This window comes from Maricaulis sp. (assembly GCF_048269565.1).
GTDB lineage: Bacteria > Pseudomonadota > Alphaproteobacteria > Caulobacterales > Maricaulaceae > Maricaulis.
Window position 1 is genome coordinate 1 of the sequence record NZ_JBLXIK010000001.1, and the last position, 24,576, is coordinate 24,576.

Here is a 24,576-nt window from a genome sequence, read left to right on the forward strand (position 1 = left end):
GGGGCGCACAGGGCTGCGGCCAGCGCATGCCCCGACTGGCCCAGGGCGGTCGTGCGGCCCCGCGCGACGGCGCTGACGGTCCCGCTCTCGAGCGCCAGCCGCAACAGGGCCGCGATCGCGGCCGCGCTGCCGGCTTCGACGGCGGCTTCGAGCAGCGGCAGCGCCAGGGCCGTACTGGCGCGGCCCGTTTGGTCGGGCACCAGGGCGGTGAGCAGGGCGATCTCCGTCATGGCAAGGGGGTCGCCGCCGCGCGCGGCCTCGAGACGCTGTGCGAGCGCGGCCGCAGGGTCGGCCTCCAGGCCGTATCCGCTGGCGCGGATGAAGGCGGCGTGACGGCGCAGCAGCGGTGTATCGGGACCGGCGAGGATGGCGGCAGCCGCGTCGGCGCGCGCACCGGCGGGTGCGGCCGGGTCGGCACTCATCTGCAGCAACAGGCTGGCACAGCCGGCATCGCCGCCCGAGGCGGCCTTGCGCAGCCCGGCCAGCGCAGCTCCGAAACGGCCGCCACGCCAGTCGGCCAGGGCCAGATCGAATGGATCGGATACGGATTGTTGTTGATCGCTCATGGCCGCCAGTCTAGCCCCGTTTCGCCCTTGCAGGCAAAGCGCAGCTATCGCCTTGACGCACCCGCGCAGCCAGCCTACATACGCGCCTCTCCCGGGCATCGCCCCGGGCAGACACCCTGATGCGGGGTGGAGCAGTCCGGTAGCTCGTCAGGCTCATAACCTGAAGGTCATAGGTTCAAATCCTATCCCCGCACCCAAAGAAAAGCCCGCCAGCTCAATGAGTTGGCGGGTTTTTTGTTTTGGAGTGACGACAAGGTTCGGCGGTCGGCCTCGCCCAACCTTGATTTCTCCCGCCAAAGGGCCATTTTTCAGACCTTGAACACAGGCGGAGACAGGGCCGATGGCCGGCGGATGGACCCGGGACGGGGCGATACAGGATCAGATCGACGACACGGTGGCGGATGCACTTGAGCAGGCGCGCAGCGCGATGCCGACCGGCCAGAGCGAGCCATTCTGTGTGGAGTGCGGCGAAGCGATTCCCGAGGCGCGGCGGCTGGCCGTGCCTGGCGTGCGCACCTGTATTGCCTGTCAGTCGCAGCGCGATGGCCAGCGCGCGGTCGCCGGTTTCAACCGGCGCGGCAGCAAGGACAGCCAGCTGCGTTAGGCCGGAGCCGGGCCGGCCGCGTCAGCCCGGTCTGACCATCCCCAGGCGCTGGTAAAACCCGAGGGCCTGTGAGGGATTGTCGGCGGCGACCTTGAGGTCCAGCTCGGTGACGCCAAGCAGCTGAAAGCTGCGAAATATTTCGGTCATCATCGCCCGCCCGAGGCCGCGGCCGCGCCAGGGGACGGCGACGGCGATATCCTTGACGAAGCCGAGGCTCCAGCACTGGGCGAAGCCGGCGAGGGCGCCGGTCGCGCTGTCGATCGCAACAAAGCACAGCTCGGGGCGGTATTCCGGGTCGGCGGTGAGGGCCGGCCACCAGGTCTCGAAGGCGAGGACATCGCCGCCGCCGCCGGCATAGGCGTCATTGAGCAGGGCGCGGGCGGCGCGGGCATGGCGTTGCGGCTCGAAACGGGACAGCACCAGGCCGTCCGGCCAGATCGGTGTGTAATGAGTGGCCGGGTCGATATGTTTGCGCAAATGGATTGCAACAGGGGCCATGGGCGGGCTTTCAGCGTGGGCGGCCATCGGCGATCGCGACCGCGTGGGTCAAGTCATGGCGGCATCGAGTGCTGCCGCTACCGCTATCTTATCCCCGCGACGGCCCGGGCGGCTAGACTGGCCACTGTCACGGCGCCTGCCGGCATCTTGCCGGCCCGGGTGCGACGCCGGCCAGGGAGCGCGAATCGAAGGGCAGGACAGCCAGCACGGCGGCAAGCTCTGCAGCTGACGGGAAGCAAGCGAAAGCGCCTGCCTTGCCCCGCCAAAAACCGGTCACACAGGGACAGTCCAAGGCCAGCCCCGGGAGAAACAAGGCATCATCAGCCATGACACAGAGGATGATCCGGACCAGATCCGGGATCACGCCGGGCCGGCGGGATCTGCCTGTCGCCAGCATGAACGCGGCGCTCAGGCTTCACTCAGGCGCCAGGCGGCATCTTGCCCTCATCGCCCATCGGACATTTCGCCCGGCGGCTAACAGGAGCAAGACCCATGTCACTTCGTCGTTTCTTCATGGCCGGCCTGGCGCTGGCGTCCCTGGCCGCCGTCAGCGGTGCCGCCGAGGCTCAATCCCGCGGCAATCATGCGGCCCAGACCCGCGAGGCGATGCGCAATTCGCGTCCCGTCGCGATGGAATCCAACGCCCGCGGCTATTCGCCGGTGCTGAATATCTACCAGGACATGCGCCGGGGTTTCGAACAGGGCGTCTCGGTCAACCAGAACGGCCACAATAATGGCGCCTCGCTGTTCCAGAACGGCCGTAATGGCACGATGTCGCTGCAGCAATACGGCAATGACCTTTCCGCCAATCTCTACCAGAACGGCGATGGCAATATCGTGGCCGTCGCCCAGGTCGGCGAAGGCAGCACCGTCAACACGGTGCAGGAGGGCAATAACAATATTCTCGGTGTGATCCAGGTCGGCAATGGCCAGCACCAGACCTATACCCAGGTCGGCGATGGCAATGCCGATATCGTCTTCAGCTTCGGCTGGTAGCGTCCGCCCGGCTGCTGCTGCCCCGCATCGAAGCGGGCAGCAGTGCGCCGGCCAGATTCATCGTCCCAAACCTGCCTGCTCAAGCCCTCGCCGGCGCGCCCAGTTGCGCCGCGAGGGCTTCGATCGTGGCGTCGATATCACTGACATGCACCGGCCGCTGCAGCACTTCGGCCAGGGCGGGCGGCGGTGTCAGGCTGACGCCGGTCAGCGGCTCAACCACATCGGCGAATTTATAGGGATGTGCCGTCGCCGCCGCGATCCAGGGCCGCGCGGCGCGATGCTCCGGTGACATCCGGTCAAAGGCCTCCAGCGCGGTCGCCGTATGCGGGCAGGCGATATAGCCGCTGCCGGCATGGCACGCGGTGATGCGGGCGCGGATGGCGTCGTCATCGACCCGCACCACATCCTCGATCAATTCATCGCCAAAGCCCGACAGGCGCTCGAAATTGCTCGGCGCACCGACATCCATCGCATTGGCCAGGGTCGCGATCGACTGGCGGGCGCTGTACTGGCCGCTCCTATGCCAGTCGGACAGCGTCGCATTGGCATTGGTCGCCAGCACGATCGGTCCGATCGGCAGGCCGCAGGCCCGTGCCAGAACAGCCGCGAAAGCATTGCCGAGATTGCCGGTCGGCACGATCAGGCCGGGCCTGAGGCCGGTCTTGCTGAACACGTCCAGACTGGCGCTGGCCCAATAGGCCATTTGCGGCAGCAGCCGGCCGATACTGATCGAATTGGCCGAAGTCAGGCCATGGCGGGCGCTGAGGTCTGGATCGGCAAACGCCGTCTTGACCAGGCGCTGGCAGGCGTCGAAATCACCCGTGACCCGCAGCGCCGTCACCGGTTCGCGCCAGCAACATAATTGCCGTTCCTGGAAAGCCGAGATCCGCCCCTTGGGGAACAGGATCACGGCGCGGGCATGGCGTGCGCCCTCGGCCGCACAGCCGACCGCGCCGCCGGTATCGCCGGACGTTGCGGCGAGCACGGTGATCGGGTCGTCGGCGCTGGCGATGGCATCGAAGGCGCGAAACAGGAAGCGGGCCCCGAAATCCTTGAACGCCCCGGTCGGACCGTGAAACAGCTCCAGCACCTGGAGCCCCGGCTCGCGCGCATCGGGGGTGACCAGCGGCAGCGGGAAATCAAATGCCGAGGCGCAGATCGCCTCCAGTGGCTGTGCCAGGGGCGAGCCGGCAAAGAAGGGCGACAGAAGCCGGCTGGCGAGGGCGCCGAGGCTGGTCTCGGCGGCAAAATCGCCGGGCTCGAAACGCGGCAGGGTCTCGGGCAGATAGAGCCCGCCATCCGGCGCGACGCCGGCGCGCAGGGCCTTGTCGGCGCTGACCAGCGGCGCGTCGCCGCGTGTGCTGCGATATCTCATGCCATTGGCTCCAGCCGCAAACCGTCACAGATCAGGGCGGCATGATATTGTTTCGCCCCGCACCCGGCCGCCGCGAAAGCACCGCCCATCGCCGCGCCGCAGGCCTCGGCCGCCTCATCGGGCACCCAGGCAAATACCGACGGTCCGGAACCGGAGAAAGAACAACCCAGCGCCCCGGCTTCGATCGCCGCAGCCTGCACCGCGGCGAGTTCCGGCAGCAGCGGCAGGCGTTGTGGCTCGATCAATACATCGCGCAGGCCGGCGGCGATCAGCTCGCGATCATTGCTGGCACAGCCGGCGACGAAGCCGGCGATATTGCGGGCGTGCTCGACGGCGATGTCCTTGGCGATGGTGTCGGAGAGGAGCTCGCGGGCGCGGCGGGTCTCGATCTTGCGCTCGGGGTGAAACAGGATGCAGGCAATACCGGTCGGCAAGGGGAGGCGCCGGATCAGCGGCGGATCGAGCCGCGCCGCGATCACCAGACCGCCAAGCAGGGACGCCATCACATTGTCCCAGGGCGGCGGATCGGCGGAGACGCGCTCGCCGGCCATCGCCGGCAGCAACAGGTCGAGCGTCGCAAACGGTGTCTCGAGCAGGGCATTGACGGCACCGGCCGCCGCAACGGCCGAGGCGGCGGACCCGCCCATGCCGGCGCTCAGCGGCACGCCCTTGTGAATATCGATGCGGCAGCCGAATGGCGCGCCGGCGGCGTCGAGCACCGCCTGGGCGGCGGCGAGGGCGCAATTCCGCTCCACCTCGGCCGGCAGGCTGTCGACCAGGCCGGAGACCGATCCGAGCCGTATGCCCGGCTCGCTTTCGCGATGCGCGGTGACGCTGTCGCGTACCGCGTCGAAGGCGAGGCCGAGCACGTCAAAGCCGACGCCGACATTGCCGATACTGGCCGGCGCCGTGGCGCGGGCCGAGCTGGGTGCTGATGTCATGCGCTGTCTTCCCCCGGCATTCGTGCCGCCTGTGCCGCCCGCTGCGGCCGCAGACCGGCGGTTTGCTTGAGATGGCCATCGACCAGGCGCTGGATATCGACAATATCGGCGAACACCGCCTCCGCCGTCGGCCAGCGGCCGGCCCCCTTGCCCTGGACATAGAGGGATTCATGGGGAAGTTGAACGAGAAAGCCGTTCTCCTCATTGCGCAGCTGCGCCAGGCGATGACCCGGCTGCAGGGCACGAAGTTCGATCCGTGCGTCGATACGGCCATCGCTTCCGGCCGAGCAATGGCCGACCTGTTTGAAGACGAGATTCTGTTCGGTGGCCGCCTGCAGCTTGTGCGGCGACAGATCCGACAGGCTCTCCTTGGCGATATCAGCCGGATCGAGCTGCACCCCGAAGGCGTGCTGGATGATAATCGACAGCTTGTCCGCGGCGTCATGGCCGTCGATATCACCGCGCGGATCGGCCTCGGCAAAGCCGAGCGCCTGGGCCTCGGCAATCGCATCGGCGAGCAGGGCGCCTTCACCCAGCCGGCCAAGAATGAAATTACAGGTCCCGTTCATCACCCCCTCCACCGAGAGCACCGCGCCGGACTGGCTGACCCGGTCGAGGGTTTCCAGGATCGGGGCGCCGCCACCGACGGCGGCGGAATAGCGCAATTGCCGGCCGGAATCGGCGGCGAGTTCGTGCAGGCGTTCAAAGTCGAGCGCGATCACCGCCTTGTTGGCTGTCACCAGATGCATGCCATCGCGCAGCACCGACTGGCTCAGGCTGCGGGCGACGCCGGTGCCGCCAATGGTCTCGACCACGATATCCGGCCGGTTTTCCAGCGCCTCGGCCAGATCCTCGGTGAAGCGCAGGCCGGGCCGACCGCTGCGGGCGTGTTCGAGGGCATTGCGCACCAGCACAGGGTTGAGCTGGAAACGGCCGGGATGGGCCAGCAGATGCTCGCAGACACCGGCCCCGACCGAGCCATGTCCGAGCATCGCCACCCGCAGGGGACGCACGCGGTGCCGGGAACCGGTCTTGGGCGTCACGGGACCGATCCGGGTGGCAAAGGCCTTGCCCAGCGCCGCCACCTCGATGATGACATCCAGCGCCTGCGCGGCGTGGATCGCCTTGTCCTGTACCAGGCCGCGACTGACGCGCGCCGCCTCGGCATAGTCGAGCTGGTCGAAACGATGCGCATCGGGCACGCGGGCCGGATCATCGGTATAGACGCCGTCGACATCCTTGATCAGGCGGGCGCGGCTGGCGCCGAGCCAGTGGGCGAACATCACCGCCGTCAGATCCGTGCCGCCGCGTCCCAGCGTCACCGGGCCCTCGGCGCCCTCGCCGAAAAATCCCGGCGCAACAATCACATCAGCCCGTTCGAAATGCGCCAGCACCTGTGCCCGGTCGAGGCCGGTCAGGTTCGCATCCAGCGACGAACCTTCGGCCTTCAAGCTCATTTCATGCGGGTCCAGCACCGCCGCCGTGATGCCGGCCCTCTGCAGGGCCAGCCCCATCAGGGCCGCCGATTTCAGCTCGCCGCAGCGCACCAGCCGCGCCAGCATGGCGTCATGCGAGTTCTGGCCGACCGCCGCGCCGACCTCGAACAGGGCATCGGTCTCGCCATCCAGCGCCGAAACCACCGCGACGACCTTCTCGCCGGCGCGGGTGTGGCGGTAGATCTCGTGGGCGGCCCGGGCATAGTCATCGGGCGTATGGAGCACCGAACTGCCGAATTTGAGAACACTGAGCTTGGGAAGGGCTGGGCTGGCTGGAGATGTCACTGGACTGGTCCTTTGGGTGATCTGGAATTCAAGCATGAAAAAACCCGCTGCCTGGTGGGAGCGGGTCGGGGTGTGAGACGGATTTTGAAAACCGCTAGTCCACGCCAACCTGCCCCCTCGTACCCGAGGTGGTCATGGTAATGGTCATGGTGGTGGAAATGAGCGCCGGGCGGGACATGCCAAGGCCGTCGCCGCGAGTTGCGCAGCGCTGGAGGTCAAGGCGGATCAGGGCATCAAGGGTCATCATGGTCCGGTCAGGCTGTGCCAGGCCCCAAAACAGGGCGTGGAGAAATTCTTTTGCAAGAAAGGACCAGAGAGCCCGCCCGGTCAAACGTTTTTTGCCTCAAAGCTGCATTTCACGCACCAGGCGAGCCAAAATGTCACCCCTTGGGCCGGGCCGGGGGCTGCGTTCCGGCCAGCAAAAAGCCCCGGTCATGGCTGACCGGGGCTGGTTTGTCTGGCAGGGCCGGGCGGCGCTATTCTGCCGCTGTTTCCAGTGTCTTGCCGGCTTTTTCAAGCCGGGGTGCCGCCGCGCGGACATAGGGCGCGACATGGCTCTCGAAGGTCTTGAAGTTCTCGATGAACATGGCAACGAGCTTGGCGGCCTGTTCGTCATAGGCCTCGCGGTCCGACCAGGTCGAACGCGGGTCAAGGATGGCACTGTCAACGCCGTCGACGGCGATCGGCACCATGAAGCCGAAATTCGGGTCCTCACGGAAGGCGGCGGTTTTCAGCGAGCCGTCCAGCGCCGCATTGAGCAGGCCGCGCGTGGCCTTGATCGGCATGCGCTGGCCGGTGCCATAGGCGCCGCCGGTCCAGCCGGTATTGACCAGCCAGCAATCGACATTGTGGGTCGCGATCAGCTCGCGCAGCAGGGCGCCATATTCGGCCGGGTGACGCGGCATGAAGGGGGCGCCGAAACAGGCCGAGAAAGTGGCGCTCGGCTCGGTGACACCCTTTTCGGTGCCGGCGACCTTGGCGGTATAGCCCGACAGGAAGTGATACATCGCCTGGGCCGGGGTCAGCCGGGCGATCGGCGGCATGATGCCGAAGGCGTCGCAGGTCAGCATGACCAGGTTTTTCGGATGGCCGCAGGTTCCGGTCTCGCTGGCATTGGGAATCGCGCTGAGCGGATAGGCGCCGCGGCTGTTTTCCGCCAGCGAGCCATCGTCGAGATCGAGCTCGCGGGTGACCGGATCCATCACCACATTCTCAAGCACCGTGCCCCACATTTTCGTGGTGGCGAAAATCTCCGGCTCGGCCTCGGCCGAGAGCTTGATCATCTTGGCGTAGCAGCCGCCCTCGAAATTGAACAGGCCATTGGGCGACCAGCCATGCTCGTCATCACCGACCAGGGTGCGGCTGGCATCGGCCGACAGGGTGGTCTTGCCGGTGCCCGACAGGCCGAAGAAGATCGCGGCGTCATCATCATCGCCGACATTGACCGAGCAATGCATCGGCATCACGCCCTTGGCCGGCAGCAGGTAGTTGAGGATGGTGAAGACCGACTTCTTGGTTTCGCCGGCATAGGAAGTGCCGCCGATCAGCACCAGCTTGCGCGTGAAGTCGACACCGATCACGGTTTCCGAACGGCAGCCATGACGCGCCGGGTCGGCCTTGAAATCGGGCAGGTTGATGATGGTGAATTCGGCCTCGAAATCCTGGTATTCGGCTTCGGTCGGCAGGCGCAGCAAATGGCGGATGAAGAGCGAGTGCCAGGCCAGGTCATTGACGACCCGCACAGGCAGGCGATGATCCTTGTCGGCGCCGCCAAACAGCTGCTGCACATACAGGTCCTTGCCGGCCATGTGATTGCGGAAATCGGTCCACAGCGCGTCGAAATGGGCCGGGTCGATGGCGGCATTATTGTCCCACCAGACCTGGTCTTCGGTATCGGCATCGCGAACGGTGAACTTGTCCTTGGCCGAGCGGCCGGTATGGATGCCGGTCTTGACGACCAGCGCGCCACCCTCTGCGACCTCGCCTTCACCGGCTTGAACCGCGGCCTGGTAAAGCTTGGCTTCATTCCAGTTGAGATGAACCTTGCCAGCCTGGATACCCATGGCCGCGAGGCCACCATCGTGACGCTCGGATGTCGACATGTCTATAAACCCCCATTGGTCCTCTCATCTGTCGGAGAGGTCACCCTGATTGCCTGCGGCGCGCTGCGGGGCCTGCCCGCCTGGTCGGCGCGTCGTGCTTACTGTGCCGGACAAAGCAAGTGTCTTGCCAGTTCCAGCAAACCGTCATGTGATAAGGCGGTATCAGATCAACTTGGTCCAGAAAAGTCCAAAAGGCACGCCGGAAATCGCAACGAAGGGCGGAAATCTTATGACAACGCTATCCATTTTGAGCAGCATAGTTCTGATGTCGGCCGCCAGTGCTGCACAGCCGGCCGCCGTTGAAGCGGAGCCGGCGCCTCGCCTTGAGGCGCGCTTCATGACGATGGCCCTCGATTGCGTCCAGCGCGAATACCCCAACAAGATCGGCCATGTGCTGAACTCTGACGCCGATGCGCAGACGCCGCGCCAGCTGCACCCGGCCTTTTATGGCTGTTTCGACTGGCATTCCTCGGTGCATGGCCACTGGCTGCTGGTGCGCCTGTTGCGCTCCATGCCCGATGATGCCCTGACCGCAGCGGCAACGGCGGCGCTCGACGCCAATCTGACGCCGGAGCATATCGCCGGCGAGGTCGCCTATTTCGAGGCCGAGGGCCGTGCCGCCTTCGAGCGTCCCTATGGTCTCGCCTGGCTGTTGCAGTTGAGCGCTGAATTGCATGATTGGGATGATCCGCGGGCGCGCCGCTGGGCGCAGGCGCTGGCGCCGCTCGAACAGGTCGTCGCCGACCGGTTTTCGAGCTGGCTGCCCAATCTGGCCTATCCGATCCGGATCGGCACCCACAACCAGTCCGCCTTCGCCCTCGGTCTGGCGCTCGATTGGGCCCGCGAGACCGGCGATACCGGCCTGGAAGGGCTGATCGTTGCCAAGGCGCTGGAATTTCATGCCGGGGACCGCAATTGCCCGATCGGCTATGAGCCCTCGGGCGAGGATTTCCTCTCGCCCTGCCTGATGGAAGCCGATCTGATGCGGCGCGTGATGGCGCCGGCCGATTATGCCGAGTGGCTGCAGGGCTTCCTGCCCGACATCCCGGTCGATGGGTCGGCTGACTGGCTGACGCCCGGCATCGTGCTCGACGCCACAGACGGCAAGCTGGTCCATCTCGACGGCGTCAACCTGTCGCGCGCCTGGGCGCTGGAGGGCATTGCCTCGGCACTGCCGGACAGCGATCCGCGCCGCGCCGCCCTGCTTGCGGCTGCCGCGGTGCATACCGAGGTCGGCACGCAATCGGTCAATGGCGAGGATTATGCCGGCGGCCACTGGCTCGCCAGCTTCGCGACCTATCTGGTCACCGGGCGCGGCCTGGAAGCCCCGGCCTGGCGCGAACTGCCGCAATAGGCATCATTCAGGCAGGGGTCACTCAGGCAGCGGAATATGTTCGGTTTCGCCGGCGGGCAGGGTGAAGCGCCCGTCCGCCGGGAAGCCGGCCGCGCCCGCGTCTGACCAATCGGCCTTGGCCTGCGTCAGCCGGTCGGCATCGCTGGCCACGAAGTTCCAGAAAATCTGGCGCTCGCCCAGCCCGGCGCCGCCGCACAGCATCACGATACTGTCGACACTGGCGGCGAGGGTGGGCGTGGTACCCGGCGTCAGCACCGCCATTTCGCCCGCCTGCAGCGCCTCGCCGTCGAGCGTGGCCTCGCCGCTGACCAGATAGACCGCGCGCTCCTCATGTTCGATATCGAGCTCGACGCGCGATCCGGCCGGCAGGGCGCCGTGCAGGTAGAAAATCGGCGAGAACACCTCGACCGGTGCCTCCTGCCCCCAGGCGGTGCCAAGAATCAGGCGGAAACGGGCGCCATCGCGCTCGAAGTCCGGCAGGCTCGCGGCGGGGTGATGGTGAAAGGCCGGGGCGATATCCTCGGAGCCTTCGGGCAGGGCGACCCAGGTCTGGATTCCATAAAGGGCATGGCCGTCCGCGCGTTCCGGGTCGGGCGTGCGCTCGGAATGGACCACGCCGCGGCCGGCGGTCATCCAGTTGACATCGCCGGGCCGGATGACGGCGTCGACGCCGAGACTGTCCTGGTGGCGCAGGGCGCCCTCGAACAGATAGGTCACGGTTGCCAGCCCGATATGCGGGTGGGGCCGGACATCGATTCCGTGGCCCGGCGCAAAGCTCGCCGGCCCCATCTGGTCGAAAAAGATGAAGGGGCCGACCATGCGCTGACGCGGTGCCGGCAATACCCGCCGCACCTCAAATCCACCGAGATCACGGCTGCGGCCCTCAATCCTGCGTGCGATCATTGCCGACATTGTGATGGCTCCATCTGCTTCAGATTGACGTCAAGCGCTTGCACGACGCGCTTCAACTCTCATAGTGCCTGCATCTATTTGTGGGGAGGTTTTTATGAAATCAATCATCGCAGGCGCCGCGGCCCTGATGTTGGCCGGCTCTGCCCTTGCCCAGGACGCGTTCGAGATCGATCCGGCCCAGGCCGAGACCGCCGAAGCCCTGATGGCCCAGGCGCTTGACAGTGATCTGGCCTGGTCGATCGTCGAATCGCTGACCACCGAGGTCGGGCCGCGCCTGGCCGGGTCGGAAGCGGAAGAACGCGCCCGCGCCTGGGGCGAGGCGCTGGGGCAATCGCTCAGCTTTGACAGCGTCACGGTCGAGCCCTTCACCATGCCGTTCTGGGAGCGTGGCGAGCTCGAGATCTCGATCACCTCCCCCTATGAGATGGCGCTGCACGGCACGGCGCTGGGCGGTTCCGGCCGCTCGCCCATCCTGCGCGCGATCAATTCCGATGTCGTGTATTTCCGCAATGTCGACGCCCTGACCGCCGCCGCGGACGGCTCGCTGGAGGGCAAGATCGCCTTTGTCGATGGTGATCCGATGGTCGCCACCCAGACCGGTGCCGGTTACGGCCCGGCCAATCAGCGCCGCCGCATTGGTTGGCAACATGCCGAACGCGCCGGTGCCGACGCCATCGTCGTGCGCTCGGTCGGCTCGGATTATCACCGCAATCCGCATACCGGCATGATCAGCTCGATGGATGGCGACTGGGCCAGCATCCCGGTGATCGCGATTTCCAATCCCGATGCCGACCATCTGCGCCGACTGCACAATAATGGCTCGCCGCTGGCGATGCATCTGCGCGCGACGCCCGGCTGGCATGGCGAAGTGACCAGCGGCAATGTCGTGCTCGACATTGTCGGCAGTGAGCTGCCCGACGAGATCGTGCTGATCGGTGGCCATCTCGACAGCTGGGATCTGGGTACCGGTGCGATTGATGACGGGGCTGGCGTCGCCATCACCGTCGCCGCTGCCGAACTGATTGCGCAATTGCCCGAGCGTCCGCGCCGCACCATCCGCGTCGTCATGTTCGGGGCCGAAGAGGTCGGCCTTCTGGGCGCTCGCGCCTATGCCGAACAGCATGCCGGCGAACTCGGCAATCACGTGATGGCGACCGAATCCGACTTTGGCGCCGGTCGCATCTGGCAGCTTGTCTCCAATGTCGATGCCGGCGCCAATCCGGCGATCGACGCCATGGGCCAGATCCTGACGCCGCTGGGGATATTGCGCGGTGGCAGCGAAGTGCCGGGCGGCGGGCCTGACATCATCCCGATGGCGATGCAGGGCGTGCCGACCGTGCGTCTCAACCAGGACGGTATGGATTATTTCGATCTGCACCACACGCCGGACGATACGCTCGACAAGATCGATCCCGACGCCCTGGCCCAGAATGTCGCCGCCTATGCGGCGCTGGTCTATCTGGCCGCCAATATGGATGTCGAATTCCGCACGTCCGCCGAAGAGGCTGCGGCGGAAGAATAGACGCGCCGGCTGTTATGGCCGGCATGACGGAACGGCAGGCCCCCGGCGATTGACCGAAGGCCTGCCGGCCCCGCAAGTCCGGAGGCGCCGATGAATATCAAGCAAGCTGCGGCCCTCAGCGGCCTGTCCGCCAAGACGATCCGCTATTATGAGAGCATCGGCCTGGTCTCGCCGCCCCGGGCGGAGAATGGCTATCGCGATTACCGCGAGAGCGATCTTCACCAGCTCGGTTTTCTGGCCCGCGCCCGGGCGCTGGGCTTCCCGATCGAGGACTGCCGGCATCTGCTCTCGCTCGATGGCGATGCCTCGCGCTCCAGCAGCGAGGTGAAGGCGCTGGCGCAGCAGCATATCCGCCAGATCGGCGACAGGATTGCCGAGCTCAAGGCGATGCGCGCGACCTTGCAGAAACTAGCCAGCGCCTGTCATGGCGATGACCGGCCGGATTGCCCGATCATCGATGAGTTGTCGGGGCTTGAGCCCGCCGCCTGCGGAGCGTCGGGCGAGACGCTGCCGGACGATTGATTTTGCCGCTTGACCTTCCAGTGGCTGGAAGGATTACACCGGGTGCCAGAACTCACAAAAGGCACCGTCATGACGGCCGATCGTCACGAAAAAACTTCATCTTGCTGCGGCGGCGCGGAGCATGGCCATGGCAAGCCGGCCATCGATCCGGTCTGTGGCATGAGCGTCGATACGGCCGCCGGCAAGCCGCAATTCGAACATTACGGCACCACCTGGCATTTCTGCTCGACGCGCTGCCATGACCGTTTCGCCGCCGAGCCGGAGCACTTCCTGAGCGGCGCCCACCGTCAAGCCGAGACCGAGGTCCCCGCCGGCACGCAATATACCTGCCCGATGCACCCGGAAATCATCCAGGTTGGACCGGGGAGCTGCCCGATCTGTGGCATGGCGCTGGAGCCGATGGGCGTGCCGGCCGGCGATGAAGGCCCGAATCCGGAACTGGTCGATTTCCGCCGCCGTTTCATCCTCGGCAGCCTTCTGACGGGTCCGCTCCTGCTGCTGGCCATGGGCCCGATGATCGGCCTTGGTTTTGCGCGCGAATTCGTCGGTGAGGGCGCGGCCCTGTGGCTCGAACTCGCCCTGGCAACGCCGGTGGTGCTGTGGGCCGGCTGGCCCTTCCTGCAACGCGGCGCGCAATCATTGCGCTCCGGCCATCTCAACATGTTCACCCTGATTGCGCTGGGGGTCAGTGCGGCCTGGCTCTACAGCGTCACCGCGGTGCTCTTCCCGGGCATTTTCCCGGCGGAATTCCGCCATATGGGCGGTCATGTAGCGGTGTATTTTGAAGCCGCGGCCGTCATCATCGTCCTCGTCCTGCTCGGCCAGATCCTTGAACTCGGCGCGCGCGAACGCACCGGCTCGGCGATCCGCGCCCTGCTCGATCTGGCACCGAAGACGGCGCGCATCATCCGCGAGGACGGCACCGAGGCCGAGATCGCGCTCGACAGCGTCATGGTCGGCGACCGGCTGCGGGTGCGTCCCGGCGAGAAACTCCCGGTCGACGGGCTGGTCGTTTCCGGCCATTCCTCGGTCGACGAATCCATGCTGACCGGCGAGGCCCTGCCGGTCGAGAAGGGGGAGGGCGACAGCGTCACCGGCGCCACGATCAATGGCTCCGGCGGGCTGGTGGTCGAGGCCAGGCGTGTCGGCGCCGACAGCGTGCTCAGCCAGATCGTCGAGATGGTCGCCAGGGCGCAGCGCAGCCGCGCCCCGATCCAGAAATTCGCCGACATCGTCGCCGGCTGGTTCGTTCCCGCCGTGATCGGTGTCGCCTTTCTCGCCTTTATCGGCTGGTCGCTCTGGTCGCCGCCGCCGGCCATGGCGCATGCGCTGATCGCGGCCGTCTCGGTGCTGATCATTGCCTGTCCCTGCGCGCTGGGGCTGGCGACGCCGATGTCGATCATGACCGCAGCCGGGCGCGGCGCCCAGGCGGGCGTTCTGATCCGCGATGCCGAGGCGCTGGAGCGGTTCGAAAAGGTCGACACGCTGCTGGTCGACAAGACCGGAACGCTCACCCTGGGCAAGCCGGCGCTGGTGGGCGTGCAAGCCGCCGCCGGTCATTCGCAGGATGCCGTGCTCGGCTTGGCCGCCGCGCTCGAGCGCGGCTCGGAGCACCCGCTCGCCAATGCCATCCTGAACGGCGCCGAGGCGAAAGGGCTGCGCCTGCAGCCGATCGAGGACTTCCAGTCCGTTACCGGCAAGGGCGTGACCGGCCGTGCCGGTGGACACAAGCTGGCGCTCGGCAATCTGGCCCTGATGAGCGATCTCGGGATCGATCCGGCGGCCCTCCAGGCGGATGCCGATGCACGCCGCGATGCCGGCGAGACCGTGATCTTCCTCGCCATCGACAAGGCCTGTGCCGGCTTCATCGCCGTCGCCGACCCGATCAAGGACACCACACGCGCTGCGCTCGAGGATCTGGCCGCCGCCGGCATCCGCGTCATCATGGCGACCGGCGATAATGAACGCACGGCGAAGGCCGTCGCCACCCAACTCGGCATCGCCGAATTCCATGCCGGCGTGATGCCGGCCGACAAGGCAAAGCTGATCGCGGACCTCCAGGCCGCCGGCCACCGGGTCGCCATGGCGGGAGACGGGGTCAATGATGCCCCGGCGCTGGCGCGCGCCGATGTCGGCATCGCGATGGGCACGGGTGCCGATGTCGCGATCGAGAGCGCCGGCATCACGCTGGTGAAGGGCGATCTGACCGGCATTGTCCGCGCCCGCCATCTGGCGAGGGCGACGATGCGCAATATCCGCCAGAACCTGTTCTTCGCCATGATTTACAATGCGGCCGGGGTTCCGGTGGCGGCAGGAATTCTCTATCCGGTGTTCGGCATTCTGATCTCGCCGATGTTCGCCGCCGCGGCCATGAGCCTGTCCTCGGTTTCGGTGATTTCCAACGCGTTGCGTCTGCGCAGCGTCAAACTCTGATGTGGAGCCGGCAGCGGCTCGCGAGTAAAAGGTAAGAAGCATGGATCGGCGCAATTTTCTCACCAGCACGGTCGCACTTGGCGGCTTCGCAGCGGCTTCATCGCTGCTGCCGGCCTGGGCCCAGAGCGCAGCGCCACTGACCAGCGCCGGCCTGCCGGCCCTGACGGGCACGCGCTTCGACCTCAATGTCGGCCGTACGCCTGTCACCATTGACGGCCGCGGCAGCCGGGCGGTGACCGTGAACGGGCATTTGCCGGCGCCGGTGCTGCGCTGGCGCGAAGGCGAGGAGATCACGCTCGATGTGACCAACTCGCTGGATGAGGACACCTCTATCCACTGGCACGGCATTCTTCTGCCCTTCCAGATGGATGGCGTGCCGGGCCTGACCTATCCGGGTATCGCGCCGGGCGAGACCTTCCAGTATCGCTTCCCGGTGGTCCAGTCGGGCACGTATTGGTATCATTCCCATTCCGGCCTGCAGGAACAGATGGGCCATTACGGCCCGATCATCATCGATCCGGCCGGCGTAGACCCCATCGCCTATGACCGCGAATATGTGTTGATGCTCGGCGACTGGACCTTCGAGGGCGCGCACACCGTCTTCAACCGGCTCAAACAGGTCGCGGATGTCTATAATGGCCAGCGCCGCACCCTGGTCGATTTCTTCCGCGATGCGCGCGAGGAGGGGATCGAGCAGGCCGTCGCCGAGCGCGCCATGTGGGCGCGGATGCGCATGAGCATGACCGACATCTCCGATGTCACGGCCGAGGCCTATACCTATCTCATCAATGGCCATGGGCCCGAGGATAACTGGACCGGCCTGTTCCGGCCCGGCGAGCGCGTGCGGCTACGGATCATCAATTCGTCCGCGATGACCATCTTCAATCTGCGCATCCCCGGCCTGCCAATGACGGTGGTCCAGTCCGACGGCCTCGCGGTGCAGCCGGTCGAGACCGACGAGTTTCAGATCGGCGTCGCGGAAACCTATGACGTCATTATCGAGCCGGGCGACCAGGCCTATACCCTGATGGCCGAGAGCATCGACCGCAGCGGCTATGTCCGCGCCACCCTGGCGCCGCGGGCCGGCATGCAGGCACCCGTGCCGCCCCTGCGCGAACGGCCACTGCTGACGATGCGCGATATGGGCATGGATCATTCGGGCATGGATCACTCGGGCATGGCCGGGATGGACCACACGGCGATGGGGCATGACATGCCGGCCGCGGCTGCTCCGGCGGCCCCTGTTGATCATGCCACCATGGACCACGCGGCCATGGGCCACGCGATGCCCGCGCCCGCCGCTCCGATGGATCACGCCGCCATGGGCCATGCGATGCCGGCGCCCGCCGCGCCGATGGACCACGCCGCCATGGGGCATGGCACACCTGCTCCTGCGCCGGCGATGGATCACGCTGCCATGGGCCATTCAATGCCTGCGCAGCGAACTCCCGTGGATCACGCCGCGATGGGTCATGGCGCGGCGCCAATGTCCGGAACAGACACGCCGCTGACCCATGACCACCCCACCGGCCCCGGCGTGGCGATGATGCCGGCCATGGTGTTCGACCGGCTCGGCGAGCGCGGCATCGGCCTGGCGGAGGTGCCGCACCGGGTGCTGGTCTACACCCAGCTGAAAAGCCTGGAGCCCAATCCGGACCGGCGTCCGCCGGGGCGCGAGGTCGAGGTGCATCTGACCTCGAACATGGAGCGCTATATGTGGTCCTTCGACGGGGCCGCCTTCTCGCCCGTCGTCGAACCCATCGTGTTCCGGCACAATGAGCGCCTGCGGCTGACCCTGGTCAACGACACCATGATGCCGCATCCGATCCATCTGCACGGCATGTTCTTCGACGTCGTCAATGGCGAAGACAATCACAAGCCGCGCAAGCACACCATTATCGTCAAGCCGGCCGAACGCCTGTCCGTCGACATCACCGCCGATGCGCTGGGGGAGTGGGCCTTTCATTGCCATCTGCTCTTCCACATGCATGCCGGCATGATGCAGGTCGTCTCGGTTCGCCCCGGACATGGAGACCATCATGGTCATATCTAGGCTTATCGCCGCCGCGCTGCTGGCGCTGGTCATTCTTCCTCCTGCGCAAGCGCGCCAGGGCAATCCGGTCGATGCCGACCCGGCCCGCATGGCCGCCGCCCGCGCCCACATGTTTCATGGCATGGGGACGACGCATTCCATGGTGCTGGTCGACCGGTTCGAGCATCTCAGCGGCGGCAGCGATGACGCTGTCCTGTGGGATGCCCAGGGCTGGATTGGCGGCGATGAGCGCAAGCTCTGGATCAAGACGGGGGGCGAATATTCCTTCGACGCCACCGAATTCGAGGCGGCGGAAATCCAGGCCCTCTACAGCCGCGCCATCTCGCCCAATTTCGATGTCCAGATCGGGGTGCGCCATGATTTCGAGCCCGGCCCGTCGACCAGCTATGGCGTTGTTGGTCTGCAGGGGCTGGCGCCCTACTGGTTCGAGCTTGATGCGGCGGCCTTCCTCAGCGATGCCGGCGATCTGACGGCGGGGATCGAGGCGGAATATGAGCTGTTGATCACCCAGCGCCTGGTGCTGCAGCCGCGCGCCGAGCTTCAGTTCGCCGCCGGTGATATCGCCGACCATGATCTTGGCTCCGGCCTGACAGAGACCGAATTCGGTCTGCGTCTGCGCTATGAAATCAGACGCGAGTTCGCGCCCTATATCGGGGTCGAATGGCATGATCTGCAGGGCGAGACTGCCGATCTGGCGCGGCTGCGCGGTGAGGCGGCGAGTGATCGTGTCATTGCAGTCGGGCTGCGGTTCTGGTTCTGACGCGAGCGAAGGCGAGGGGAGGGCATTTGATGACGGCAGTGTTACGCTGGACAGCGCGGATCCATAAATGGCTGGCCCTGTTCGTCGGCATCCAGATCGTGCTCTGGGTTGCCGGCGGAGCGATGATGAGCCTGCTCGATATTGACCGCGTCCACGGCGATCACCATGTCGCGCCGCCGCCGGTTGTCGATCTGGGCATCGCCGATGCCATTCCCGTGGCCCGGGCGGTCGAGGCGGCCGGTCTGTCCGGCCCGGTCCGCAGCGTGACGCTGATGCCCTGGCTCGGGCGCGCGGTCTATCAGGTCGAGGCCCGTTCCGGCGACAGCGCGCTGGTCGACGCCCATCGCGGCGAACGCCTGACGCCGATTTCCGAGGAGACGGCCATTGCCCTGGCCGAGGCGTTCCACCTTGGTGACCTGCCGGCACAGTCGGTGGATTATCTCGAGGCCGCGACGACGGAATATCGCGGCGCGCCGCTGCCGGCCTGGCGGGTCAATTTCGACGATGGTGATGGCACCAGCCTTTATTACGGCGCCGAGACCGGCCTGCTCACCAGCCGGCGCAATGATGAATGGCGCCTGTTCGACTTCGTCTGGATGCTGCACATCATGGGCTATCAGGACCGCGATGATTTCAACACCATCTGGCTCCAGGGCTTTGCCCTGTTCAGCCTCGTCACGGTGTTTGCAGGCCTGCTCCTGCTGTTCATCAGGATGCGCCGCAGCCTGCTTGTCGCGCTCAGCCAGGCGCAGGCAAAGCCGCGAACATGAACGCCCGGTGACCGCCGCCGCCCCGCAATCGCCCCATGCCGGACGGAATAACCTTAATTGATCCTTAAATCGCCGTAACCCGGCGCGTTTTCGGTCCCAGTCCTCAACGACAAATGAGGTGTTCCCGGACAGCCGGGGATGAGGATGGTGCCTCCCCACTTCGGGGCGCCAGGGCAGCTGGGGCTGAAATCATGAAAGTATCGATCGTAGCGGGAACGCGGCCGGAAGTTATCAAGCTCGCGCCGGTTCGTGCCGCGCTGCTGGGCACGCCGAACCTGCAGCCTGAATGGGTCGCCACCGGCCAGCACGGCAGCCTCGCCGATCAGACGCTCGACGTCTTCGGCATTACCCCCGATGCCCGGTTGCAGCTCGACTGGAACGGCAAGGCGCTGACCAGCCTGACCAGCGCCCTGATCCGCGACCTCGGAGAACAATTCGCCGCCAGCCGTCCCGATTTCGTGCTGGTCCAGGGCGACACGGCCTCGGCCTTCTCCGGCGCCATGGCCGCTTTCCTCAACGATATTCCCGTCGGCCATGTCGAGGCAGGCCTGCGCTCGGGCGATATGCGTCACCCCTTCCCGGAAGAGGGTTTCCGCAAGCTGATCTCGCCGATCGCCGACCTTCATTTCGCGCCGACGCGTGCGGCGGCCAAACACCTGACCGGTGAGGGTATCTCCACCGACAGGGTCCGGGTCACCGGCAATACGGTGATCGATGCCGTGCAGATGGTCGGCGCGATGGACATCCGCCCCAAGGCGCTCGACCGCATCGGGGCGAATGAGCGCATGGTGCTGGTGACCCTGCACCGCCGCGAGAACTGGGATGAGGGCGTCAGCGGTGTGTCGACGGCGATCAAGGCCCTGCGCAATCGCTATCCGCATCTGCGCTTCGTCATCCCCGTTCACCTCAATCCGCGCGTGCGTGGCCCGATCGAGGCCCTGCTCGGCAATGAGGAGCGGATCGAACTCATCGAGCCGCTGGCCTATCCCGACTTCGTTGCCATGATGAAGCGCGCCCACCTGATCCTGTCTGACAGTGGCGGTGTGCAGGAAGAGGCGCCCAGCTTTGGCGTGCCGGTGCTGGTGCTGCGGGACAAGACCGAGCGCGGCGAGGCGGTCAAGGCCGGCGTCGCCCGACTGGTGGGCTCGCGCACCGAGACCATCCTGACCAATGCCCGCCAATTGCTCGACAATCCGCGCGCCTATCGCCGCATGTCGCGCGCCGCCAACCCGTTTGGTGATGGCCATGCCGGCCGCCGCATTGCCCAGCTGGTCTCGGCCTTCCTCGGTGCCGGTTCACGGCCGGAGGCGCCACAATCGGCGCCGGACCTGCAGGCTGTGCGCGCCGAGGCGCAACCGGTCCAGGATACGCAACGCGTCAAGGTCGGAGCGTGAGATCATGGAGGGCTGGGGCGAGATATTAGCGGCAATACAGACATTCGGCGCCAGTGCCTGGACGGCGACGGCCAGCTGGGTGACGGGGCTGGATGGCGCGACCATGGCGCGCCTCTACTGGACGGGACTGAGCTGGGCGACGATCTATGCCGCCATCGCCATCTTCATCTCCTCGACGGATGACGCCTTCCTCGACCTGTATTTCTGGGTGCTGCAGGGCCAGCGCGTTCTGACGCGGCCCTTCCGCTTCGTGCCCACGACCAAGACGATCATGGAAGCGCCGGAAAAGCGTCTCGCCATCATGGTGCCGGCCTGGCAGGAAAGCGATGTCATCGCGCGCATGCTGATGAATACGCTGACCTCGCTGGAATACAGCAATTACGATATTTTCGTCGGCTGCTACCCCAATGACCCCGACACCATCGCGGAAGTCGACCGCATCGCGCGCCAGCACAAGCAGGTTGTGCGCGCCATGGTCGGCCATCCCGGCCCGACCTCGAAGGCCGACTGCCTCAACTGGATGATCCAGAACATCTTCGCGCATGAGAAGAAGATGGGCGTGCATTACGACGCCTTCGCGATGCAGGATTCCGAGGACGTCATCCACCCGCTGTCCTTCAAGGTGGTCAATGCCTACCTCGACCGCTCCGACATGGTGCAATTGCCGGTGCTCTCGATGCCGCGCAAATGGAATGAGCTGGTGCCGTGTCACTATATGGACGAGTTCGCCGAATGGCATGGCAAGGATCTGATCGCGCGCTCGGCGATGACGCGCCTGGTGCCCTCGGCCGGTGTCGCGACCTCGTTCTCGCGCTGGTGCATCGAGCTGTTGTGCCAGGAGCGCGACAACCAGCCCTTCAATACCGACAGCCTGACGGAAGACTATGATGTCGGCCACCGCCTGTTCCAGGCCGGTCTCAAATCGGAATTCGTGCGCTTCTGGGCCAAGGTTCCCGTTGGCGAGATCAAGCGCAAGCATGGCAGCGGCATGCGCACCATTTATCGCCGCGAACTGGTCGGCACGCGCGAATATTTCCCGGACGACCTGTCGGTCTCGGTGAAGCAGAAATCGCGCTGGATGCTGGGCATTTCCTATCTCGGCTGGAAACAGCTGGGCTGGATCGGCCCGTTTTCACACCGTTATTTCCTCTATCGCGACCGCAAGGCGATCTGGACCGCGCCGACCGGCATGCTGGCCTATGGCATCGTGTTCCAGTGGGCGCTGTACTGGATCGTCACCAAGCTGGTGCCCTCGGTCGGCACCCTGCCGCCGCTGATCGACCATAACAGCTGGGTATGGACGCTGGTGCTGATCAACTTCCTTTTCCTGGTCAACCGCGTCGTCCACCGCGTCATCTTCACCGCCTCGGCGCACGGGCTCAAACACGCCATCCTGTCGCCGGTGCGCATGGTGGTCGGCAATTATGTCGGCTTCCTCGCCTCGATGCGCGCCGCGCGCCGCTTTGCGGTCCACATGATCACCGGTGAACGCATCACTTGGGACAAGACGATGCACGCCTATCCCTCGATGGCGGAGATCAGTGGCCAGGGCAATACGCTCGGCGACGCGCTCAAATTCTACGGCATCGTCAATGACGCCACCCTGGTCGCCGCCGAGGCCGAGGCCAGTGCCGCCGGCATCGGGCTGGCGACGGTTCTGGTCAGGGCCGGCCACGCGACCGAAGAGGAAATCGCCACCGCCTGGAGCGAGGTCTCGCGCTATCCGGTCGCGGCCTTTGATCCGCTGCTGGTCGAGGACGAGATCCGCGAACTGGTCGATGCCGGGCTGGCGCGCAAATTCGGTGTCTTCCCGCTGGGGCAGGGCAAGGCCGGGCTCAACCTGGCTGTCGCCGAACCGCTCGACGAGGCCGCCGAGGCCGAGCTGCGCGCGGCGCTGAAACCGGCGATCAGCTTTGCGATCGCGCCGGCCAGCGATGTCACCTTCGGGCTGCGCTATGGCTGGGACCGGTCGCCGCTGGAGGCCGATCTGCGTGCCGCGCGCGTGCTCAAGCGTCTGGACCTGGCCACGGATGAACAGATCGCCGCGATCTGGATGGGCATCCGCCGCGTCAGCGCCGGGTCCGAAGCGCCCTATCACTTTATCAAGATCGCCCGGGAATCGGGCATAGTGTCGGATGCGGATTGGAAAATCCTCGTCGACAGTCAACCGGAACTCGCCCTCGACGCCTCCGCGTCCTGAGTGGAAAGGAATAAACCCATGTCTGTCCCCGCCAAACCCCGCCGCCGCGCCCGTTTTACCCGCACCGCCATGCTGCTCGGCGCTTCCGCCGCAGCGCTCGGCTGGGTGACGACCGCCGGTGCCGATCTGACGCCCGAGGAGATTGCCTCGGCCCGCGCCCATGCCTACCAGCTCAACGCGCAAGGGCGCTGCGCCGAGGCGATGCCGATCTGGGAAGAGCTCGGCTCGGTGCTCTCGCGCGCGAGCGATTATCTCGACGCCGCCAATTGCGCCATTGAGGCCGGCGACAGCGCCCGCGCCGTCGCGGATCTGTGGGAGGCGGTGCGCCGCCGCGACCAGCTCGACACGGAAGGGCAGCTCTTCGCGCTGCGCTCGCTAGGCTATCAGGCCGAGGCGCAGGGCGACTGGGACCGCTCCCTGATCGGCTGGGACTATGCCGCCCAGCTCTCCGATGCGCCGTCCGACAAATTGCAGGCCGCCCGTGCGGCCCGTCTCAGCGGCCGCACCGGCGACGCCCAGTCACGCCTGTGGCAGGTGCGTCCCGGTGAGTTCGAGGGTGTCGCCCTGGCGCAGTATTATGACGAACAGGCCCAGGTGCTGCGCGAGAGCCAGCCGGAGATGGCGGCGCAATACATGGCGCGCGCCATCGCGATTGACGACCAGACCTGGCGCCGGTTTGACCATGGCCTGATGTTGCAGGCCGCCAATGAGCCGCGCGCCGCGATCGGCGAATTCCGCACCGTGCTCGCCCGCGATCCGGGCAATACCGATCTCCGCCTGTCGCTGGCCTATGCCCTGCGCTCGATCGGCGAGAATGACGAGGCGGCTCAGCATTTCGGTGAGGTCATCGCCGTGCAGCCGGACAATCTCGGCATTCGCGAAGACCAGGCCTACGCCCTCAAGGATGCCGGCCAGCAGGACGCGGCCGGCGCCGCCTTCATCGGCGTCATCGACCGGCTGCGCGCCGATGGCGGCGAGGCGGCCCATGCCGAGCGGCTCTACCGGCTGCGCCGCGAAGTCACCGCGCTGGAAAGCCGCACCTCCGGCTTTGCCTATGCCAGCTACCGCAATGAGGGCGTCTCGCTCTCGGGCGGGCTGCAGGACAGCATCACCTATTCCTCGCTCGGCGCCGAGTTCAGCTGGCGCCCTGAAGGCCTGTATGAGAACGGCGCCGGCATCACCGCCTTTGCGCGCGGCTATGTCGGCATGGATCCCGGGGCCTTCAGCATTGATGAAGACAGCGCCCAGCTCGGGCTCGGTGCGCGCTGGAAACCCTTCCAGTCGGTCGACTTCAGCCTCTCCGGCGAACGCCTCATCGCGCTCGGCGACACCGCGCGCGACGATTGGCTGCTGCGCGCCAGCTATGGCTGGACCGATGGCTATGACTGGCAGCCGGAGGCCTCAAGCTGGAATTATACCAGCGTCTATGCCGACCTCGCCTATATCCCCGGCGATAACGAGTATTTCGGCGCCTATGCGCAAGTGCGCCAGGGCCGCCGGTTCCGCACCGCCGAAGGCTGGACGGTCACGCCCTATGTCACGGCCGTCGCCCAGTATTCCGACGACATCTATGGCAGCCAGGACCGCTTCGAAGCCGGCCCGGGCGTCTCGGTCTCGCACTGGTTCGGCGAGGATGACCACCACGCCTATCGCCGCCGCGTCGATTTCGACGTTGAATACCTGTTCGACGTCGAGGGCAGCGGCGATGATGCGCTGATGGCGCGGGTGGTGTTCAGCTTTTAGGGCAGGGGCGGTATGCTCATGGTATGATTGTGGTCATACCGGGCCTGGGC

At 66.2% G+C, this 24,576-nt stretch carries 19 protein-coding genes, 1 tRNA gene and 1 pseudogene; 13 read left to right on the plus strand and 8 right to left on the minus strand.

Annotated features, from left to right (window positions below; all coding sequences use genetic code 11):
* Positions 1 to 566: pseudogene (locus tag ACN0YL_RS00005) on the minus strand (hypothetical protein); the annotation flags it as partial.
* A 120-nt stretch (positions 567 to 686) separates the two neighbouring features.
* Here ACN0YL_RS00005 and ACN0YL_RS00010 point away from each other — a divergent pair.
* Positions 687 to 763: transfer RNA gene (locus ACN0YL_RS00010), tRNA-Met, on the plus strand.
* 143 nt (positions 764 to 906) lie between these two features.
* Positions 907 to 1,170, plus strand: coding sequence for a DksA/TraR family C4-type zinc finger protein (locus ACN0YL_RS00015; protein ID WP_417491789.1), 264 nt, complete (start codon positions 907 to 909; stop codon positions 1,168 to 1,170).
* Between the two features lie 21 nt (positions 1,171 to 1,191).
* Here the strand turns inward: ACN0YL_RS00015 and ACN0YL_RS00020 are convergent, their stop codons facing one another.
* Positions 1,192 to 1,668: a GNAT family N-acetyltransferase gene (locus ACN0YL_RS00020; protein ID WP_417491790.1), complete on the minus strand. Its 477-nt coding sequence runs from the start codon at positions 1,666 to 1,668 to the stop codon at positions 1,192 to 1,194.
* A 492-nt stretch (positions 1,669 to 2,160) separates the two neighbouring features.
* On the opposite strand from ACN0YL_RS00020, the gene ACN0YL_RS00025 reads away from it, so the two are divergent.
* Complete coding sequence (locus tag ACN0YL_RS00025; protein ID WP_417471243.1) at positions 2,161 to 2,664, plus strand: hypothetical protein; 504 nt, start codon at positions 2,161 to 2,163, stop codon at positions 2,662 to 2,664.
* A gap of 79 nt (positions 2,665 to 2,743) precedes the next feature.
* Here ACN0YL_RS00025 and thrC read toward each other — a convergent pair whose 3' ends face one another.
* From thrC to ACN0YL_RS00050, 5 genes are all read right to left on the minus strand, one after another.
* Positions 2,744 to 4,039, minus strand: coding sequence for a threonine synthase (gene thrC / locus ACN0YL_RS00030; RefSeq protein ID WP_417491791.1), 1,296 nt, complete (start codon positions 4,037 to 4,039; stop codon positions 2,744 to 2,746).
* Positions 4,036 to 4,980 carry a homoserine kinase gene (locus tag ACN0YL_RS00035; RefSeq protein WP_417491792.1) on the minus strand — a complete coding sequence of 315 codons (945 nt, stop codon included), beginning with the start codon at positions 4,978 to 4,980 and terminating at the stop codon, positions 4,036 to 4,038. The genes thrC and ACN0YL_RS00035 overlap by 4 nt, the downstream gene beginning before the upstream one ends.
* Entirely contained in the window at positions 4,977 to 6,761 is a 1,785-nt protein-coding gene (locus ACN0YL_RS00040) for a homoserine dehydrogenase (RefSeq protein ID WP_417491793.1), read from the minus strand. The genes ACN0YL_RS00035 and ACN0YL_RS00040 overlap by 4 nt, the downstream gene beginning before the upstream one ends.
* 94 nt (positions 6,762 to 6,855) lie before the next feature.
* Complete coding sequence (locus ACN0YL_RS00045) at positions 6,856 to 7,008, minus strand: hypothetical protein (RefSeq protein WP_417491794.1); 153 nt, start codon at positions 7,006 to 7,008, stop codon at positions 6,856 to 6,858.
* 229 nt (positions 7,009 to 7,237) lie between these two features.
* The gene (locus ACN0YL_RS00050; RefSeq protein ID WP_417491795.1) at positions 7,238 to 8,863 is read right to left on the minus strand and encodes a phosphoenolpyruvate carboxykinase; all 1,626 of its coding nucleotides are present in this window, start codon (positions 8,861 to 8,863) and stop codon (positions 7,238 to 7,240) included.
* A 265-nt stretch (positions 8,864 to 9,128) separates the two neighbouring features.
* On the opposite strand from ACN0YL_RS00050, the gene ACN0YL_RS00055 reads away from it, so the two are divergent.
* Positions 9,129 to 10,217, plus strand: a complete 1,089-nt coding sequence (locus ACN0YL_RS00055; protein WP_417496608.1) for a DUF2891 domain-containing protein — start codon at positions 9,129 to 9,131, stop codon at positions 10,215 to 10,217.
* 18 nt (positions 10,218 to 10,235) lie between these two features.
* Here ACN0YL_RS00055 and ACN0YL_RS00060 read toward each other — a convergent pair whose 3' ends face one another.
* Positions 10,236 to 11,129, minus strand: a complete 894-nt coding sequence (locus ACN0YL_RS00060) for a pirin family protein (RefSeq protein WP_417496609.1) — start codon at positions 11,127 to 11,129, stop codon at positions 10,236 to 10,238.
* A 127-nt stretch (positions 11,130 to 11,256) separates the two neighbouring features.
* Between ACN0YL_RS00060 and ACN0YL_RS00065 the strand changes: the two genes are divergently transcribed.
* The 9 genes from ACN0YL_RS00065 to ACN0YL_RS00105 all read left to right on the plus strand — a co-directional run bounded on the left by ACN0YL_RS00065 (position 11,257) and on the right by ACN0YL_RS00105 (position 24,526).
* A complete protein-coding gene (locus ACN0YL_RS00065; RefSeq protein WP_417497047.1) occupies positions 11,257 to 12,651 on the plus strand; it encodes a M20/M25/M40 family metallo-hydrolase in 1,395 nt (464 codons plus the stop codon).
* A 90-nt stretch (positions 12,652 to 12,741) separates the two neighbouring features.
* Positions 12,742 to 13,173: a Cu(I)-responsive transcriptional regulator gene (cueR, locus tag ACN0YL_RS00070; RefSeq protein WP_417491798.1), complete on the plus strand. Its 432-nt coding sequence runs from the start codon at positions 12,742 to 12,744 to the stop codon at positions 13,171 to 13,173.
* A gap of 69 nt (positions 13,174 to 13,242) precedes the next feature.
* Positions 13,243 to 15,606, plus strand: a complete 2,364-nt coding sequence (locus ACN0YL_RS00075) for a heavy metal translocating P-type ATPase (RefSeq protein ID WP_417496610.1) — start codon at positions 13,243 to 13,245, stop codon at positions 15,604 to 15,606.
* Positions 15,607 to 15,646: 40 nt separating this feature from the next.
* Positions 15,647 to 17,659: a copper resistance system multicopper oxidase gene (locus ACN0YL_RS00080; RefSeq protein WP_417496611.1), complete on the plus strand. Its 2,013-nt coding sequence runs from the start codon at positions 15,647 to 15,649 to the stop codon at positions 17,657 to 17,659.
* Positions 17,646 to 18,419 (plus strand): copper resistance protein B, encoded by a 774-nt coding sequence (locus tag ACN0YL_RS00085; RefSeq protein ID WP_417491800.1) that lies wholly within the window; start codon positions 17,646 to 17,648, stop codon positions 18,417 to 18,419. The genes ACN0YL_RS00080 and ACN0YL_RS00085 overlap by 14 nt, the downstream gene beginning before the upstream one ends.
* Before the next feature lie 29 nt (positions 18,420 to 18,448).
* On the plus strand, positions 18,449 to 19,189 hold the full coding sequence (locus ACN0YL_RS00090) for a hypothetical protein (protein WP_417496612.1): 741 nt from the start codon (positions 18,449 to 18,451) through the stop codon (positions 19,187 to 19,189).
* A 191-nt stretch (positions 19,190 to 19,380) separates the two neighbouring features.
* Entirely contained in the window at positions 19,381 to 20,583 is a 1,203-nt protein-coding gene (gene wecB, locus ACN0YL_RS00095; RefSeq protein WP_417496613.1) for a non-hydrolyzing UDP-N-acetylglucosamine 2-epimerase, read from the plus strand.
* Positions 20,584 to 20,587: 4 nt separating this feature from the next.
* Positions 20,588 to 22,783 (plus strand): glycosyl transferase family protein, encoded by a 2,196-nt coding sequence (locus tag ACN0YL_RS00100; RefSeq protein ID WP_417496614.1) that lies wholly within the window; start codon positions 20,588 to 20,590, stop codon positions 22,781 to 22,783.
* 18 nt (positions 22,784 to 22,801) lie between these two features.
* Positions 22,802 to 24,526 (plus strand): NfrA family protein, encoded by a 1,725-nt coding sequence (locus tag ACN0YL_RS00105; protein ID WP_417496615.1) that lies wholly within the window; start codon positions 22,802 to 22,804, stop codon positions 24,524 to 24,526.
* The last annotated feature ends 50 nt before the right edge of the window (positions 24,527 to 24,576 follow it).

Excerpts from the sequence above, each read along its gene's own strand:
- thrC (WP_417491791.1), bottom strand. The coding sequence starts at position 4,039 with ATGAGATATCGCAGCACACGCGGCGACGCGCCGCTGGTCAGCGCCGAC.
- ACN0YL_RS00045 (WP_417491794.1), bottom strand. The coding sequence starts at position 7,008 with ATGATGACCCTTGATGCCCTGATCCGCCTTGACCTCCAGCGCTGCGCA.
- ACN0YL_RS00025 (WP_417471243.1), top strand. The coding sequence starts at position 2,161 with ATGTCACTTCGTCGTTTCTTCATGGCCGGCCTGGCGCTGGCGTCCCTG.
- cueR (WP_417491798.1), top strand. The coding sequence starts at position 12,742 with ATGAATATCAAGCAAGCTGCGGCCCTCAGCGGCCTGTCCGCCAAGACG.
- wecB (WP_417496613.1), top strand. The coding sequence starts at position 19,381 with ATGAAAGTATCGATCGTAGCGGGAACGCGGCCGGAAGTTATCAAGCTC.
- ACN0YL_RS00060 (WP_417496609.1), bottom strand. The coding sequence starts at position 11,129 with ATGTCGGCAATGATCGCACGCAGGATTGAGGGCCGCAGCCGTGATCTC.
- ACN0YL_RS00090 (WP_417496612.1), top strand. The coding sequence starts at position 18,449 with ATGACGGCAGTGTTACGCTGGACAGCGCGGATCCATAAATGGCTGGCC.
- ACN0YL_RS00015 (WP_417491789.1), top strand. The coding sequence starts at position 907 with ATGGCCGGCGGATGGACCCGGGACGGGGCGATACAGGATCAGATCGAC.
- ACN0YL_RS00055 (WP_417496608.1), top strand. The coding sequence starts at position 9,129 with ATGTCGGCCGCCAGTGCTGCACAGCCGGCCGCCGTTGAAGCGGAGCCG.
- ACN0YL_RS00020 (WP_417491790.1), bottom strand. The coding sequence starts at position 1,668 with ATGGCCCCTGTTGCAATCCATTTGCGCAAACATATCGACCCGGCCACT.
- ACN0YL_RS00075 (WP_417496610.1), top strand. The coding sequence starts at position 13,243 with ATGACGGCCGATCGTCACGAAAAAACTTCATCTTGCTGCGGCGGCGCG.
- ACN0YL_RS00085 (WP_417491800.1), top strand. The coding sequence starts at position 17,646 with ATGGTCATATCTAGGCTTATCGCCGCCGCGCTGCTGGCGCTGGTCATT.
- ACN0YL_RS00035 (WP_417491792.1), bottom strand. The coding sequence starts at position 4,980 with ATGACATCAGCACCCAGCTCGGCCCGCGCCACGGCGCCGGCCAGTATC.
- ACN0YL_RS00065 (WP_417497047.1), top strand. The coding sequence starts at position 11,257 with ATGTTGGCCGGCTCTGCCCTTGCCCAGGACGCGTTCGAGATCGATCCG.
- ACN0YL_RS00080 (WP_417496611.1), top strand. The coding sequence starts at position 15,647 with ATGGATCGGCGCAATTTTCTCACCAGCACGGTCGCACTTGGCGGCTTC.
- ACN0YL_RS00100 (WP_417496614.1), top strand. The coding sequence starts at position 20,588 with ATGGAGGGCTGGGGCGAGATATTAGCGGCAATACAGACATTCGGCGCC.
- ACN0YL_RS00105 (WP_417496615.1), top strand. The coding sequence starts at position 22,802 with ATGTCTGTCCCCGCCAAACCCCGCCGCCGCGCCCGTTTTACCCGCACC.
- ACN0YL_RS00050 (WP_417491795.1), bottom strand. The coding sequence starts at position 8,863 with ATGTCGACATCCGAGCGTCACGATGGTGGCCTCGCGGCCATGGGTATC.